Source organism: Vibrio sp. 1159 (genome assembly GCF_033340395.1).
Classification (GTDB): Bacteria; Pseudomonadota; Gammaproteobacteria; order Enterobacterales; family Vibrionaceae; genus Vibrio; species Vibrio alginolyticus.
Genome location: NZ_JAWOWL010000047.1, coordinates 23,314 through 39,229 on the forward strand (window position 1 = coordinate 23,314; position 15,916 = coordinate 39,229).

Sequence of the window (15,916 nt, forward strand, 5' to 3'; positions counted from 1 at the left end):
CAATAGGGTTGAATTTGAATTGTGACCACAATAAAATTTCTAACATCTTAGAGTTAAACGGGTACACCTAATGGCACACATAGCTTATCTACGTGTTTCGACCACAAACCAAAATACAGACCGTCAACTTACAGATTCTGGTATCACCTTTGATAAGAGCTTTACAGATAAATGCAGTGGTGGCTCAACTAAACGACCAGCATTAGAAGCTCTTAAAGACTACGTTCGAGAAGGAGATACAATCCACGTTCATAGCATCGACCGCCTAGCGCGTAATTTGGTTGATTTAAAGCAGCTAATAAACGACTGGACTAACCAAGGTGTTAGCGTGAGATTCCACAAGGAAAACCTAAGCTTTAATGCTGGTGGAAGCGATCATATGTCTGAGCTCATGCTGAACATGCTAGGAGCTGTAGCTCAATTCGAGTTAGCAATGATTCAGGAAAGACGTCAGGAAGGCATTGAGAAAGCTAAAGCAGCAGGGAAATATAAAGGTAGACCAACTAACACAACTAACCACCAGCGTATCGCTGAGCTACGTTCACAAGGAATGTCTTTAAGGAAAATAGCAGCTCAAGTAGGAGTCTCTCTTTCAACAGTACAAAGAGCTCTATCAACAAACCTCAAGTAAGTAAAAATCAAAAAACCAAGCGCACATATTGTGTAAAAATAGCTGGGCAGTGCAATCGTGATGGATTCGCATTACCCCGAACCCTCCCCCCCTCCTAGGGTTCCAATCAAACCAAAAAGAGAAACATTAATAATCAGTCATAGACCTACAGGTACATAACACACTATGAATCAATTCATGGCAGATTTGCGTATTTAGACCCTCGAACTCTCATACTCGATCCCGCGATGCAAGCCCGTGACGTTGAACTCATAAAAGACAAACGAGTACGTTCAGCGCAAGAGATTAAGCAAGAGAGTCAAAGCAAGGAGATTCTTGAAGACCTTCGTAATGGACAGCCTATAAGGCAGCCTATCACTGTTTTTGTGGTTGATGATAAGTATTACGTAGTGGATGGTTTCCACCGCACTGGAGCTTGTTTGAAGTACCTTGAAGAAAACCCCGATGCTGAATTGATGATTAACTCGTTGATCATAGAAAACCGTACTTACGCTGAGGCATTCTCAGCAGCCCAAGATGTCAATCAAGCGCATGGGGTTGGAGTTACTAAAGATGAAGTAATGCAAGCTCAGTTTCGCAAGCTAATTGTTAACCGAGAGTTTGACCTAAGCGTCTCTCAAGTATGTGAGCTTGTTGGATGTAGTCGTGGTCAGGCTGCACACATTGCTAACGGCTTAAAAGCTTGTAAAGAAGCATTAGGGACTGACATCGAGATGAACGACTTAGAGAGCTTTGTTGAAGGCCTCCAGTTTGGCTTGGAGTCACGTTATTACCTACCCCAAAGCTGCTGGGACTCTAAGGGGTTTCCGAAGATTAGACGCCTCTCAGATGCTTTTAAGGGCAAAGATAATATATCTGACAAAGATGATGAGCAGTGGGAGCAAAAGCAAATTAAAGACGTCTCAAATAGCATCAGCCGCCTCATTGAGTTCTTTGGAGAGGATATCTTCAGGGAAGGTTTAAGAAAGGTCACTAGGGGATCTCAATTAGGTATCTCGATATCTCAACGGAGTAAGTGGCTGGAACAAGCTGGGACTATCGAAGGGAGTATTCAAGATAAAAATAGTGGAAATAAAGCCCCTAACGTAACCGAAAACTACGACTTTTAGAAATAACATTGCGAGCTCGTAAGCCTTATACCACAAGGCCTACGGGCTATTTAAGACCAAAGTGTACACGTGTGAACAGTGGGGAGACTTTAGGTGTACACAACAGTGTAAATACATTAACTAAAAGCTACCAAAGACGTGGGACAGCCAACCTAGGCAAACAGTCTATTGCTTTCTTCTTAGCCTTCATATCAACCGTACCGTATGCTGCACCGATATTAGCCGGAGCGTGACCAGTGATAGCATCACTAACAGAATCAACCACTCCTAGACCACGCAAAACTGTTCTCAAAGAGTGCCTAAACGAGTGTGATGGCTGCTTGGTTATGCCTACCGTCTTGACCTGTTTACTCCACCACTTACCAATAGCACCAGACCTTTTACCGTGTTTGTTTGGCTTGTGCTCAGGGAATAGAAACTCTCCACAGGACGCCACATAATCCAAAAAGCCTAAATCAATGAGGTGCTCATGAATCGGTACTTGTCGAACAGACTTAACGTTTTTTACGTTCTGCTCTTCACCCTCACGAACATAAATAAAGTGAATATCTTCGTCTGATCGTTGTATATCTGAACTTCTGAGTTGAACCATTTCTTCAATCCGAGAACCCGTATACCTGCATAGAAGAGGCACCCAATAACAAGCCATGCCATAAGGCTTACTAGCAGTGACATCAGTGAATATATCTAGCTTAAATAACTGATTGATCTCACTAGGAGTAAAACCTTTAGCTTCCGCTACCGCAGACTTATTCTGTACTTTAGGAAGTGTTACGCCTTTGTACGGGTTGACGTCTATCAGACCAAGCTCAACAGCATAGCCAAATACAGGAGAAGTCTTTCTGAGAATAGTCTTAACGGTTGAAGGAGATATTGTCTCAAGCCCTTTTGTTTTAACAAGCTCAAGCTGCTCAGGTACTGATTTGTTTCTAATCTCTTTAGCTTTAGACTTAGGCAATTGTAACAGGGTATCTTTGTATTTTGAGATATGACCTCTCGTTACATCAGCAACATCTAGATCCCCTATTATCTCTATAAGACGCTCTATCTGAGACTCAACCTCTGCCAAGGATTGAGAAGCTTTGCCATTAATAGATGCAGACTCAAGGTAACGCTTCAATAGGCTCGAAATGGAGTTCTGAGATGATTTCAAAGCCCTAGACGGTATCTTATCAGGCTTAGACACTGAAAGGGACTCACTAGCGATTGGAGTGGTCACTGGCTCATACCCAAAGTCTCGCTTGTGACGAGCCAAACAGAGAGACTCAACTCGACGGGCGTAATCGTAAAAAGCGTAAACCAAACGTCTATATGAAGCGCTTGTCTCACATACAACTAAACCTTCTATGTTTAGCTGTTCTTCAATGAAATCTTTCAAGCCTTCCAAAAGCTCTTGATATTCCTCTTCAGTAGCTTTTGACGCATCTAGACCACTAAACTCAAATGTGTCAGATAAGCCGAATACGTGGAGACGCTTATCGCCCTCAACGCCATACCATTCATATCGAAGATAGCAATCATAGTTACCATTACCATCAACCTCATCTTTGACACGCAGATACCAACGCTCGGCAATGATCGCGCAATCACGGACATTAAGCTCAATATCAGATGAATTAGATAGCTTTAAATTAGCGAAGTCGATTTGCTTGAGCGCATCATCAAGATGCTGAGGAAATCGCTGCTTTGCTTCAGAAAGGTTTTTCGTTTGAAGAGATTTCTTGAAGACTGTCTTACCGATTATAGGAACCAGCTTTTTTGGGACAGCCATTCTAAAGTAGTAAACACCAGTTTGAGGATGCTTATAAGGACTTGCCATGATGTTCGACATTGTACCTACTCTTTGTACCAGTAGGCAGCTTACATTAAAACACCAAACCCCTGTATTATAAGAAGTTCTTACACTACAAGGGCTTATAGAATGTGGCGGTGAGTGAGGAATTACACCTTGCAATATAACACATTGATTTCATTGAAAATAACTCCAAGAATCAAAGCGAACACCTACACTTCAACCTACACCAAAAAAAAGACAAACAAATCAGAAGGTTACAACCAACACACTAAAAATTTCATTCTTTAACAAAAATCGATAATTGCCTGTTTAACAACACCTACTATAGTACAGTTCCCATTTATCGGCATTGCGGGATATTGAGGGTTTAAAGGCTTTAGATACTTCTTGTCACCATCAATGACCAACTGCTTAAAGGTTGCTTCTATAGAATCATCCAGACGCGCAACAACCAAAGAGCCTGATGAATAAGGTAACTCAGGATCAACAATAATGACTGCCCCTTCAGGTATCGATTTTTTACCGTTTGGATTTTCCATGCTGTCGCCTTTTACACGAAGTGCGAAACAGCCCTCATGTGCTTTCCCAGTGACTTCACGCCACTCTTCAGCATCTTCATGAGCTAATCCTTCCGCTATTTCAGTCCAATCACCGGCCTGAACCCAGTTAATGAGAGGAATTCTTCCCTTAATATCAGGCCCGACTTCTACATTACCGACCCCCAAACCAATCTCGCCATCACCTGTGGCGAGCCAATGAGCATTCACGCGAAGCGCCTCCGCGATCTGCATGGTGTAACGAGACCTAGCCGATTTACCAGAGCAAATCTGGCTGATCGACTGCTGTTTGATACCAATGCGACGAGCCAACTCAGACTGAGTCACCCCAGTAAGCTGCAAGGCATGGTTTAGTCGTTCGGATAAAGTTTTCATAAGCCCGTATTCTACAAATAAAACTGTAGCCTTTCAACAATTTTAACTGTTGACTTATCTACAGTTTAAACTGTAACATTCAATCTTGTAACAGTTATTATTGTAACAGGAGACGGTATGGAAGTGTTCAACACAACACAAAAACATCTCCGCCGTGCCATTGACTTGGTCGGCGGGCAATCAGCATTAGCACGAGCCATCAACTCAAAACAGCAAAACGTCTGGTTTTGGTTGAATAAATCAGGGCGTGTTCCCGCTGAATTCGTTTTACCCATCGAACAAGCTACGCAAGGACAGGTAACCCGATCCCAGTTAAGACCGGACATCTATCCCGAATGCCCAAGCGAGCTGAAAGCCAGTAACCAGTAGGATTAAGGGCAAATAATGGTCAGTATTTTACGTAAACACAAAAGCGAGTTCCTCCATGCGTGATTATGGCAAGGTCTATACCCGCTTTTGGCTAAAGCAAAACGTTTTGTCCTGGAGTGACTCAGCGAAGTTGCTAGGACTGTATTTGCTAACATGCCCACATTGTAATTTGCTTGGCTGCTTTCGATTGCCGATTGGTTACGTTGCTTCTGACTTGAACTGGGATGAGCAACAGGTTGCCAAGGCTCTAAATGAGTTAGAACAAGATCAGTTCCTCATTCGTTGCGAGGAATCCGGTTGGACTTTGATTCGGAGCTTTCTGAAGCACAACCCAATCGAAAACCCAAACCAAGGTAAAGCAGCCTTTCGGTTGCTTAAAGATGTACCTGCCGACTTCGTTGGTATGGCATCGCTTTTGAAATCTCTTGCCGCTTTTCAAGCTCGGCTACCAGAAGAATTTTCATCATTGTTTATGCCTGATGGCAACCCGGTAAGGGACTCTCAACGGTCGGATGACTCTGAGAGAAGCAATAAGCCAACAGTTAAAACTGTTAACCAGATACAGTTCGAAGACTTCTGGGATGTACAAATACGCAAAGAAAAAAAAGCGAAAGCCAAAGAAGAATGGCTGCGCATGGGCCTCAATGAAGATCATGAACTCGCCTTGGAAGTCCTAACACGCTGGAAAGAGCAACGAGACAACCGATTGCAGTATCAAGATCGGACTAAGACCCCTATGCCACATAACTGGCTTTTAAACCGGCAATGGGAAGACGAGTACGTTCGCATTGATGAAGTACAGCAATCATCGACGAGCCTAAAGGGCAGCAATCACCAATTGAATATTGAAGAAAGCAATCGCCGCATTGCTGAAAGCTGGGCCGGACCAGGTATTCGGGAGGTTCGTTCAAGTGCAGGAGGTTGATAAACGCGAGTTTGCTGAAGTTTGGGGAGCAGCTTGGGCCATGTATGGCAAAAGCGTATCACCACAATTGCTATCCATCGCATTTGAAGCCCTTCGTGCTTATAGCATTGAAGAAGTGCGAATCGGTCTGACTCGGCATATTCAATCACCGGATACTGGGCAATTTTTTCCAAAGCCCGCTGACGTCATCAAGCATATCGATGGCAACTCGGGTTCAAGAGCCATGGTTGCTTGGAACAAAGTTGACAAGGCTGTTCGTCAGGTTGGCGCTTGGACATCCGTGATGTTTGACGATGCGCTTATTCACCGCGTTATTTCAGACATGGGGGGTTGGGTTGAACTCTGCAAAGTTGATGACAGGGAATACCCCTTTAAGCAAAAAGAGTTTTTAACACGCTACCAGGCTTACTTGCTGCGGGATGAAGTGGGTGAATACCCAAGGCTATTACAGGGTATTGCAGACCATCAGAACCAGCAAAAAGGATTTGATATGCAAGCGCCTGTTGCCGTGGGTGACTGGTCAAAAGCGGCACAAGTTTACACGAGAGGCATCGCCAATTTTAGCGCAGTGCCTTTGAAAAGAATAAGCCCGAAAGCCATTCAGGCGCTTCTCGGAAATCAATTAGAGGACAAAAATGAAAACGATTAAAGCAAAAACCATTGCCCTAGTGATAGCCATGTCCGCAAGCACTTCAGTCTATGCGTTTCCGGGCTATCAGTGGGAAAAAGCAGCACAAAGCGTTGGTATTGATCCAGTCATGCTCTACGCCGTTGCCTTGGCTGAGTCGGCCTCACATCGTGGTCTCAACATGACCAGTCCATGGCCATACGCAATTCGCAATGGTTCAAACGCAACCTACGCCAAATCTAAGACAGAAGCAGAGCAACTGTTAAACCAGGCACTGCAAGAGACTGCAAAATATCAGCTCGATATTGGCCTTATGCAAATCAATTTGCATTGGCATGGGCATCGGGTGAGCTCAGCAGCGGAACTGCTAGACCCCATCACCAACCTTACGGTCGGCTCAAGTATTCTGGCCGAAGCAATCAAGTCTTCACCAAATGATTTAGAGCTTGGCATAGGCCGCTATCACAGTTGGAATGAAGAGCGTGCACGCTGGTATGGGCAAAGAGTGCTTTCTATTTATCGCAATATTTTACATGAACTGGAGGTCCGTCAATGACAACCAATCAACAAGACTTCTATCAATTAAATTTGGCGTACCTACACGCAGCACGAGAATTAGCGCGAATTGATCCGCAAGAGGCCGTCTTGCGCTTTGGACTTACACGCGACGTGGTGGATGCACTGATTAATGCCGGTGTTGACGACCTGCAACGAGTGGCGACCTCATCATTCATGCTGTTTCAACCGAGGGGTAATCAAAGCCAACTGATTGAGATGGTGAAGAGCAAAGGCACAGGTATCCCAAGAATCGCTTATTTATTATCAACCCTAAACAACAAGGGGGATGCATGATTGATAACCTGTCCAAAAGTGAGCTGTTTACCCGAGCCTCGCTACTTATTAAATACGGATTTCGAACAACCATTATCGCGCTCGACACAGGTTTGCCAATCCACATTATCAGAAGGCTGCACAAAGAAGTGACTGGCAAGTCACCTTGTCCTGGTCAATTGCCAGAATCTGATGCCATCGTTAAAAGCAGAAGAGCCTTAGTTGAAGGCTCCCTGCTTATGGCGCTTTATGTCAATATTGGTGGTGATAATGTCTACAAGCAATTAAATATCGATGCTTTGATGAAGGCTTACGATGCGTATTTGGTTGCAAGAGAAGAAGCAGATCTTCCAGCTGAGATCCCCTGGAAAAAACTGACCATCAATGAAGGTTGGGTTCTAGCTCGTGATTTAAGATCACAGCTTGCATCCTTACACCGGTGTCGATGCGGCAGTCTGTATTTGACGGTATCACAACAGCGCATTCAGCTTAAATGCCCTGTGTGTGAGATTATGGCCGAGCAAACCACTAGAGCACTTTTTGAGAACTAACATGCTGATGCATGATTTGATTGTGCACCGTCTGTGCACTTTGAGAGTACTAAGAAGATGACAAACTTACTTAAATCTTTACCAGCACGCTGCTGGTTTATATCAATGGGGCTTTTTCTGGCGACTTTGGCAGCGGCTCATTTTTTTCCATCAGAAATATTTACGGCATCTGCCAAGTTAGCGGCTTTGCCATTTCTGATTTGCACCATCGTTTTTTTCAGCTACTTGGGATTCAAAGCAACTGCTAGTCCTATCGGCCTTATAACCATTACCACTATGTGTTTAGCAATCGCATATTGGCAAGCGAGTTGGGCAATTTTATGTGTCGGTTTAGCTTTCTTAGGCTTAAGCGGACTAATCCATTTATTTCAAAGACAACTGAAAGATACCGGTCGAGAACTAAGCCTGAGCGAAAAAAAATATTGGTACTGGGTAAACGAATTTGCAGACGGTCGCTCATCTATCCTCCCCAAAAGGCCAAAAAAATAGCCAGCCCATCACAAGCTGGCTACCTTCTGTTTTTAGTTCCTTCCTGAAGCCTGGTTATAGGCCCTAATATCGATCAAGTTGTTCTGAGCATAATCTCCAGCAAGGGATGCATTTGAGATCACTGCAATCTGCTTATCCACAAATGCTTTATCTTCTTCGGACACACTGTCGGGGATGTAAGCACCGCTCTCATCTTTTTGACGATACTCATTTAGCATTTGCTCCCTTAGACCAAGTATTTCAGGCGACCAACTCGATGAATCTTCAGAGTTGAAAACGCGCCCCGCCAAACCTTCATTGAAAGCTTGAGCGAACACTTGACTTTGAATCGGGGTCAATCCCATTCTCTGCCCTTCGCTGTATGCTTCCTGTTTAAAATCATCGGCATACTGTTCTAAGAACTCACCATATCGATTGTTAACTGCCGCACCGAATGCCCCAGCCAACATGGCTTCAGACTTAGTACCCCAGTTTACTTCGGAGGCATACTGCGAACTCGATCCACTGTATGCATCATTAAACGCCGTCAATGGGTTTTCCAAAGAGGTTCCGGCGTCAACGGCTGCTTTTAAGCCATCCCAGGTTGATTTACTGGCCACCGTTGCATTGTGCAAGAAACCTCGTGAGCTAGGCTCTTCAAGCGCTTGTTCTTTGTAACTCTCATAGTCTTCGCCAAAGTAATTCAAGGTATGCAGTGCTGCATCAGTATGCTTGCCACTGAAATCACCAATAGCACTGGCGCTGTTGAAGAACATTTCAGCACCAGAAACTCCGCTATCATCAGCCATAATGCGAGATCGCCACTGAGAGCCAGCTTCACTGTTTAGTCCAGATTGATAGGTACTTGTGTCAGAAACTACGGCCTGTTGGGCTTGTTGTTGATGCGCATTTAGTTGTCCATCAACACCAGACAAATTAGTTTGGTAAGCTGATTGAGCTGCGTTGAACTGAGTTTGAACAGTTGCAGCATCCTCGTAGCCGCCCAATACACCCGATTCCACTTGGCTTTGAGTGCCACCAAAAGTAGGTGCAGCTGATGACAAGCCTTCATTAGAGCGCGGTTGAATTGTTCGTAAATCGGCTCCGGTAGCCATGGCCATAACAGTCATTGCTGCTTGATAATCATTGTCTCGTTCAGCGGGCGTCGATGAGTTGCTATAGGTTAAAGACTCCATAGCTGCGGCCACATACGCTTGATTATCATCAGGTAGCAAGCGCTGATACATTGGAAGGTTTTCACGTAATCGGTTACCTGCTTCGACATGCTGGTTTATATAGCGACCTAAATAATCCATGACTTCAGGATTATCCGCTGCTAATCGAGTTAACGTCGCACCATCCGTGTTCCTTTGTCCTGATAGACTGTAGCTGGCCTGATCAAGCTCACTAAAGCGGTTTGATGCCGTGACAACGTCTTGTGCTGAACTCTGAAGAGACTGATAGTCTTGGTTAGACAAGGACATCTCAACGCCAGAACGTCTTGAATCTGAAAGGTCCTTAACCATTCCATCGCGATACTCAGCACGTCGTGAATCACTTGATGCCAAGCTTTGCATCTCCCCAGTGAGCGTATTTGCGGTCGTTGACCGAGAACTGCCCTCTGATGACTCAACTTGGCCACTAAAGTTACCACCTAAATCCAAGCCTGCTCGTAACCGTGATATTTTTGGCACTCTTGAGGATTCGGGCTTATCGACTCCAGGCAAGTTGCCCTGTGGGGAGTCATTCCCCCCTGTACCAAGTAATCTTCCCAAGAACCCTTTATCTGCTACTTCTTTATCATCGGTATTTGTAATGGTTCCATCGCCACCAACCCTTAAGCCTCCCGATAACACGCCAGATACCAAGCCACGTACAGCATCTTTTTTATCGTCTCCAAAACCATACCGAGTTTGCAGGTCATCAGTGACCTGATTAACAACGGCGCTAGATGCGGAATTAGAAGAACCGATCTGACGTCCAACCGAAGACAGGTTGTCGTAACTTAGCTTATCACCAAAGGTTCGGCTCATGGTATTGCCAACCTGACGGCTAAAGGCTTGAGTTGCCTGAGTCATGGATTCTTTTGCAGAGCCGACCATTGAACCCACTGCATTTCCGACAGAGAAACTGCTTAGTAGGTTTGACGCGCCGGTCATCGCAGAACCCGTAAGGGCAGAATTTTGGAACATTGACTGTGATTGCATTACCGGGGCATTTTTCGCGACATCTGGACTTGCCATCTTTTCATCAATGGCATCACCGTTTTGAAGACGTCCAGCCAAGTGGGTTGCAGTTATTGCTGAGCCATACACGAGCATGAGCGAAATTGCCGGAACACTCGACGCCAACATGCCGCCAGTAGCTATCCAGGTTTGCAGCACTGAATCCATCTGCATCATCCCAGCAAAAGATGGCACTTCTGTACCTGCAAAGGCATCAAGAGCCGACATTTTCCCTGCAACGGTTAAATGAATATACAGGTTAATGATGGCCATGACAGGCATCCAAAGTTGAATCCAAAGCAGGATTAACAAGTACTTCCCGGCCATTCGCATCCCGATTTGGCCAAGGGCTATCACAAAGGCCATCAATGGGGTGATGGCGTAAATGAAACCCTCAAAAAACGTCATCATCGGACGAACGATACTTTGGAACAGGGTCTGCTCCGCCGCCCATTGCGTATTGCGCTGCTCAATCGCTTGGTTAACCATGACGGCTGCGGTGAAAGCTTGATCATCCATATATTTGCCCGTCACGCTTTGCTCATAAATAGGCAAAAGCACCGACGCGGTCATGTACTCTTGGGTGTTAACCGAAGCCAAACCAAGGTTATTCAGTGCATTTCGGATCACGTCATCAGTGTCCGTTGCTGACGAAGTCCCCAATGAGGCCGACAGAACCTGTTTAAGCCTTGGAATGAAGGTTGATTCTGTCATGAGTTTCAGTTGGCTGTAGGCATCGGTGCAGTCCAGATCGCTACTGCCACCACTGAGCATGATGCGTGTGCCATAAATACGCGAATCAAACCTAATCGCAGTCATCGGGTTAGGATCACTCAGCACCTGATCGAGGTTCTTTTGGCCAATGTCGATACCAATCAAGGTGCACTCTTTGATGTAGTTAAACCATGATTGTTCAATGTCAGAACCGGCGACACGATTTGCATCACCCAACCCCGAGCGATCCATCACCTGTTTTCTCACTTTAATCAGTGACTGTAAACTGGATGCAAAGCCGTATTCCGTCATGGCGGGAGTTGAGAACGCCGTTTCAAACAATCGCGTGATTTGAAAGCCAACAGTCGAAATCGTACTGCCTGCGGCAGCAACACCGATGGGCACATTATCAACCACTCGAACTTGTCCCGTGTACGCATCCTCAATGCTCACTCGGGTACTGGGCCCAAACATGGTTGCAAAGACTAGCCATGAGACTAAAACGTGTTGAAAGTTAATCCCACGACCACCTTGCATTAAGGCCTGAACAGAGACCATCAATACCCCAATGAGCAAGCCAATGCGAACCATTGAAGTAAAGTCGCCTGTACCAGTGATCATCGCGACAGCGTTCAAGACCTGCTCTAAAAAAGCCGAATCCCCGATGGAATAGATTTCCCACATGACCTATTCCCCCAGCGCCGTAGATTTAACGGTGTAATAACGCTGTTTGCGAATGGTCTGAATCACCTGGTTAAAATGCGCCAGCAATTCTTGCTCTGAGCCGTATCTTCGCTGCAACGCAGCGTACTCCTCATTGATTTGGCGACGTGCACGTTCAAGGTCTTCGGTTAACAACTTCGCATAGGCATGATCTTCCACACCGGAGGTACTTCTAGCTGCATTGAGCATGTCTTCAACCAATGCTCGGGCCATCTCAACAGCAATAAATGGTGCCGCTCTTGAAGCAAACGACCTAGCGGCCCCTTCATTTAATGCAGAAAGTGTTCGAATCATACCGCCAATGCTCGCAGGAGCCGAGGTCATAAAAGCCTTTTCGGTGGTGTTAGCAGCCCCTGTATTTCGAGCAAACTTAAAAATAATGCCGTTACTAGAACCTGTACCAAGAAGTAAATTTTCTACCTGAGTTGATAACCCGGTAAGAGTCACGTTAGTGATTGTTGGGTTCAGACAACCGTCTTGCGTCACTGTGTCACATCGGTACATAGCGACGTTGCCGCCATGAATTAGATGCTCAATAGTCACTTTATTGCCATTCAGTCTGGTCAGTTTTGGGGCTTTACCTTGACCATCAGCCGCATTAGCCAAATCACCAACGATGATCGAACCCGTCACCGACATAACCGCTTCAAGAAAACGGTCATCCCCCGATGCAAACCAGCTTGATGCAGAATGACGTTTCAGTGCTCGCCAGACCAAGTTACCTTTAATCGTTTTATTCACATCAGATGCCGCGACACTTGAAGCATTCTCATAAGGGTTCTTACCGTTGGACTCACTCCAACTGGTAAAAATGTCTCCAGCCCCTTTAAGTGAGCTCAACATGCTGGCTTCTGTTTGCCCCTTCTTACCAAAAGCGGCCAGTGTATCGTTCACGACTCCCTGAGCCATTTGACAGGAATTGCCAAAATACTCGTTCAACTGCTGGATTTTCTTTTGCAGTGTCTCCATGTGCTGGGAGCATTTCTCACACATAGCACTGAGCGCCAATTGGAATGCGTATCCCTTGGCGTTTGCAGCAACAGAACGAAGTAATTGAACAAACTGATCTGCATTAACAAATGACAAACTTCCAGCGAACATATCAATGCCGCCACAACCGGCTTGGAATGACGGTGGCACCATAGAGACGAGGTTCTCGTTCATGATCCTGTTACGAACAACAACGCTTCCTCCAGCTATAACGCCACGCCGCTGACTCTCGAATACACCAGGCGCAGTGGTGTTGGTCATTGAACCAAATAACTGGTTCATCTCCTGTTGCAAGCTTGCTTGGCTTATAGAAGAAAAACCAATCGCACAGGCGATTAGCGATACTTGGAATACTTTTTTCATCGTTATAACCCTCCTTGTGCACGCAGATAGCGAACAAGGAACTCAGGGTCCTGTAATATCTTCTCGTTAAGCTCTTGGGCTGACATCGCGAGTGACACGCCGGGCTGAACAGGTCTGGTGGCATAGTAAGTTTGATCGTCAATCCAACCGGCTTGATGGGCTGCGAGAATGATTCGATTATTGAGCTCATCAAGGCTCATTGCACCTTGGCCAATTGGAGTAATAACATTAGGCGGGTCTACTAAGAACACGGCAGGGACAGTCGTAACGGACAATGATTGTGCTTGTCCTGAATCGACCTTGTAATTGGGAAACTCTCCACCGGGTAAAGGCAAGCCATCGACAGCAATAGCAAACACCTCGAACCCATAGTTCAACGCCATAGATTCGATGATAGGCGCTTGAGCATGGCAATAAGGGCAATCCGAACGATAGAAGAAGAACAAGCCAGCCCGTTTTGCTACTTCACCTAAAGCTAAATCACGTTGAGCGCCAGCTTCTCGATCCATCCGATTGGCAGCATAGGTCGCCAAGGGTCTGCGACTGATTTCATCCAAAACAGGATCGCCCATGACCACCTGCTGACTAACATCAGCAAACTGTGAGCCCTTATCCATCATGACTCGCTGGAGATACAGATAGGCTCTGACGTTCTCATTAGTCGGCTCATCAATTGCCTTGTCCATGAACGACTGCATGTGCTCTCGGAACCAGGCAGCACTGAAGGGTTTTAGCTCGTCCTTAGTGGGCTCCATGACTCCAGATTCCGGCTTTATTTGCTCTTCAGACTCCGCTGGCTCAGGAATGACCTGATACCAAAACCAGCCTTCCTGACCACGCTGATAGAATTGCCCATCACTAGCATGAGCGGGCAAGATGAATAGAAAGAAAATAATGATTGGGATGGTCACCCATAGGATAAACCAAGGTAACAAGGGGGTTCTCATTGTCAGCTCCAGCAAATTTCATAGAGCTAACATGCTAAAGATCCCCATAAGAGCGATTGGCCAGATAGATGAAGGAATTGTGAGTGTTTCTGACTAACTCAATTATTTATTAGGTACTTACTTCACCTAATCATCAGCGTTACTTTTCGCTTCGAGTATGCTAATTGCCTTCCAACCCCATTCTGACCTTTTCTTATTGTAATTTAGAACTGCATAGCCGGTGACAAAGTCACCATCATTAATGCTATTTTCTCTTATTAGAGGCGGTGGAATGAAAATTCCGTCATCGGTAAACCCCATACCATTTTCTTCTCGAACATCATCGCTAAAAGGCTTCAAGATACTGCTTGGAATAGGTTTTGTTGTTCTAGAAGATGTGAGCACCCTGTAACGGGTTCCTTGCCTGCTTGTGAACTTGGCCAAACGCAATGAAATGGCATCACCTTCTTTGAACTCTTCTGGCAGATCTGAAAAATTAATAACTCCATCAATTGTTCGGCTAATCATAAAATGAATTGGTCGCTTGTTTGTATTTACATGGTCTACAATCCCTATTTGCTCTTCGAAAATATCCCAGTCTTCATTTGAGGTTCGATTCTCAATGGAATAGACTTGGAATCGGTTTTCTTTATCAAGCTCGCCCTTGATCTTTAAAGCGTCCCCTGGTTTGCCAACATTAAAAGTTAGTTTTGATTCAGGTATTGTGACTTCCACCGGTATTGAACTTGATTGAACGTAAAGTTTGCGTTTAACTTGGTCTTTTTTTCCTTCGATAATAAAAGTGTCGCCTAACACTGCATTTATCCATAGCAAATCACTGTACAAAAGCTCCTCTGCATGGGTTAATGCTGATCGTTTTAAGTAATTGAACGATCCTCCCAAGGCATCATAATCGGTCTCAACTATGTTGAGACCGATTTTTTTATGTCCGAGTTTTCTAAAGAATTACACGTTACTGCGGAGTTCTGTCAAGAACACCATATCAATGCCTTTGCGAAACACATTCCCTTAGATTGGGTTGAAGAAGCGGTTAAACAAACCGGTAAAGCGTCTGTGCGTAAACGAAGATTCCCTGCCGAGCAAGCTGTCTGGTTAGTGCTAGGTATCGGACTATTGAGAAATCGCTCGATTCAAACTGTATGCGATAGGCTCGAACTGGCTTTCCCTGACGCCAAAGGCGAGCTTCCACCTCTAGCGACAAGCAGTATTATTAAAGGAAAAGAGAATCTTGGCTTTGAGCCTATGCGTTATCTGTTCAAACTCACCGCTGCTCAGTGGGAGCAACAGTGTGAGTTCGACCAAATGTGTGGGCTAAAGTTACTCAGTGTCGACGGTACTTACTTTAAAACGCACGATACAGAGAGCAATCAAGCGTTCGGCTATGCGCAAAAGTCGGCCTCATTCCCCTCGGTCCTTGCCGTAACCCTCATGTCGACCAAGACACACCTGCTATCGGATGCAGCCTTTGGACCGGTGACTGAGAGTGAAATCTCCTATGCACAGCAACTGGTTGGTTCCGCTCCCGAAAACTCACTGACGCTTTTCGACCGAGGTTTTATGTCAGCAGAGTTATTTTTAAGCTGGCAAGGTAGTGGTGAAAATACGCATTGGCTCACTCCAATTAAATCTAAATTTAGGGTAACTATTCACCCGCAAGGCCTTGACAGCAAAGTTGTGTGACCAGGTTAACTTGATCCCATATTCGGCTTGAGTGA

At 45.4% G+C, this 15,916-nt stretch carries 15 protein-coding genes and 1 pseudogene; 10 read left to right on the forward strand and 6 right to left on the reverse strand.

Annotation, left to right across the window (positions count from 1 at the left end):
* The first annotated feature begins 70 nt into the window (after positions 1 to 70).
* The gene (locus tag R7127_RS23885; protein WP_025789109.1) at positions 71 to 631 is read left to right on the forward strand and encodes a recombinase family protein; all 561 of its coding nucleotides are present in this window, start codon (positions 71 to 73) and stop codon (positions 629 to 631) included.
* Positions 632 to 858: 227 nt separating this feature from the next.
* Positions 859 to 1,740, forward strand: a complete 882-nt coding sequence (locus R7127_RS23890; protein WP_246867621.1) for a hypothetical protein — start codon at positions 859 to 861, stop codon at positions 1,738 to 1,740.
* Positions 1,741 to 1,867: 127 nt separating this feature from the next.
* Here R7127_RS23890 and R7127_RS23895 read toward each other — a convergent pair whose 3' ends face one another.
* Together R7127_RS23895 and R7127_RS23900 are read right to left on the reverse strand one after the other, a co-directional pair.
* A complete protein-coding gene (locus R7127_RS23895) occupies positions 1,868 to 3,571 on the reverse strand; it encodes a site-specific integrase (protein WP_262584458.1) in 1,704 nt (567 codons plus the stop codon).
* A gap of 248 nt (positions 3,572 to 3,819) precedes the next feature.
* Positions 3,820 to 4,467 (reverse strand): LexA family transcriptional regulator, encoded by a 648-nt coding sequence (locus tag R7127_RS23900; RefSeq protein ID WP_318148594.1) that lies wholly within the window; start codon positions 4,465 to 4,467, stop codon positions 3,820 to 3,822.
* Between the two features lie 117 nt (positions 4,468 to 4,584).
* Here R7127_RS23900 and R7127_RS23905 point away from each other — a divergent pair, with 117 nt between their 5' ends.
* From R7127_RS23905 to eexR, 7 genes are read left to right on the forward strand one after another with little or no spacing between them, the layout of a single operon-like run.
* The gene (locus R7127_RS23905; protein ID WP_000451746.1) at positions 4,585 to 4,836 is read left to right on the forward strand and encodes a helix-turn-helix domain-containing protein; all 252 of its coding nucleotides are present in this window, start codon (positions 4,585 to 4,587) and stop codon (positions 4,834 to 4,836) included.
* 55 nt (positions 4,837 to 4,891) lie between these two features.
* Positions 4,892 to 5,761: a hypothetical protein gene (locus R7127_RS23910; RefSeq protein ID WP_001205851.1), complete on the forward strand. Its 870-nt coding sequence runs from the start codon at positions 4,892 to 4,894 to the stop codon at positions 5,759 to 5,761.
* Complete coding sequence (locus R7127_RS23915; protein ID WP_001158521.1) at positions 5,748 to 6,410, forward strand: DUF6475 domain-containing protein; 663 nt, start codon at positions 5,748 to 5,750, stop codon at positions 6,408 to 6,410. Before R7127_RS23910 ends, R7127_RS23915 begins: the two co-directional genes overlap by 14 nt.
* Positions 6,397 to 6,945, forward strand: coding sequence for a lytic transglycosylase domain-containing protein (locus R7127_RS23920; protein WP_318148595.1), 549 nt, complete (start codon positions 6,397 to 6,399; stop codon positions 6,943 to 6,945). The genes R7127_RS23915 and R7127_RS23920 overlap by 14 nt, the downstream gene beginning before the upstream one ends.
* Positions 6,942 to 7,241, forward strand: a complete 300-nt coding sequence (locus tag R7127_RS23925) for a flagellar transcriptional regulator FlhD (RefSeq protein ID WP_000210563.1) — start codon at positions 6,942 to 6,944, stop codon at positions 7,239 to 7,241. Before R7127_RS23920 ends, R7127_RS23925 begins: the two co-directional genes overlap by 4 nt.
* On the forward strand, positions 7,238 to 7,771 hold the full coding sequence (locus tag R7127_RS23930; RefSeq protein ID WP_000566753.1) for a FlhC family transcriptional regulator: 534 nt from the start codon (positions 7,238 to 7,240) through the stop codon (positions 7,769 to 7,771). The genes R7127_RS23925 and R7127_RS23930 overlap by 4 nt, the downstream gene beginning before the upstream one ends.
* Before the next feature lie 57 nt (positions 7,772 to 7,828).
* Positions 7,829 to 8,260 carry an entry exclusion protein EexR gene (eexR, locus tag R7127_RS23935; RefSeq protein ID WP_318148596.1) on the forward strand — a complete coding sequence of 144 codons (432 nt, stop codon included), beginning with the start codon at positions 7,829 to 7,831 and terminating at the stop codon, positions 8,258 to 8,260.
* A 32-nt stretch (positions 8,261 to 8,292) separates the two neighbouring features.
* On the opposite strand, the gene R7127_RS23940 is transcribed toward eexR, so the two are convergent.
* From R7127_RS23940 to R7127_RS23955, 4 genes are all read right to left on the reverse strand, one after another.
* Positions 8,293 to 11,862 (reverse strand): conjugal transfer protein TraG N-terminal domain-containing protein, encoded by a 3,570-nt coding sequence (locus R7127_RS23940; protein WP_318148597.1) that lies wholly within the window; start codon positions 11,860 to 11,862, stop codon positions 8,293 to 8,295.
* Positions 11,863 to 11,865: 3 nt separating this feature from the next.
* Positions 11,866 to 13,254 (reverse strand): conjugal transfer protein TraH, encoded by a 1,389-nt coding sequence (locus R7127_RS23945; protein ID WP_225467838.1) that lies wholly within the window; start codon positions 13,252 to 13,254, stop codon positions 11,866 to 11,868.
* A 2-nt stretch (positions 13,255 to 13,256) separates the two neighbouring features.
* Positions 13,257 to 14,201 (reverse strand): thioredoxin family protein, encoded by a 945-nt coding sequence (locus tag R7127_RS23950; RefSeq protein WP_225467839.1) that lies wholly within the window; start codon positions 14,199 to 14,201, stop codon positions 13,257 to 13,259.
* Between the two features lie 126 nt (positions 14,202 to 14,327).
* Complete coding sequence (locus R7127_RS23955; RefSeq protein WP_225467840.1) at positions 14,328 to 14,996, reverse strand: hypothetical protein; 669 nt, start codon at positions 14,994 to 14,996, stop codon at positions 14,328 to 14,330.
* Between the two features lie 129 nt (positions 14,997 to 15,125).
* On the opposite strand from R7127_RS23955, the pseudogene R7127_RS23960 reads away from it, so the two are divergent.
* Positions 15,126 to 15,848 (forward strand): annotated as a pseudogene (locus tag R7127_RS23960) (IS4 family transposase); the annotation flags it as partial.
* Between the last annotated feature and the right edge of the window lie 68 nt (positions 15,849 to 15,916).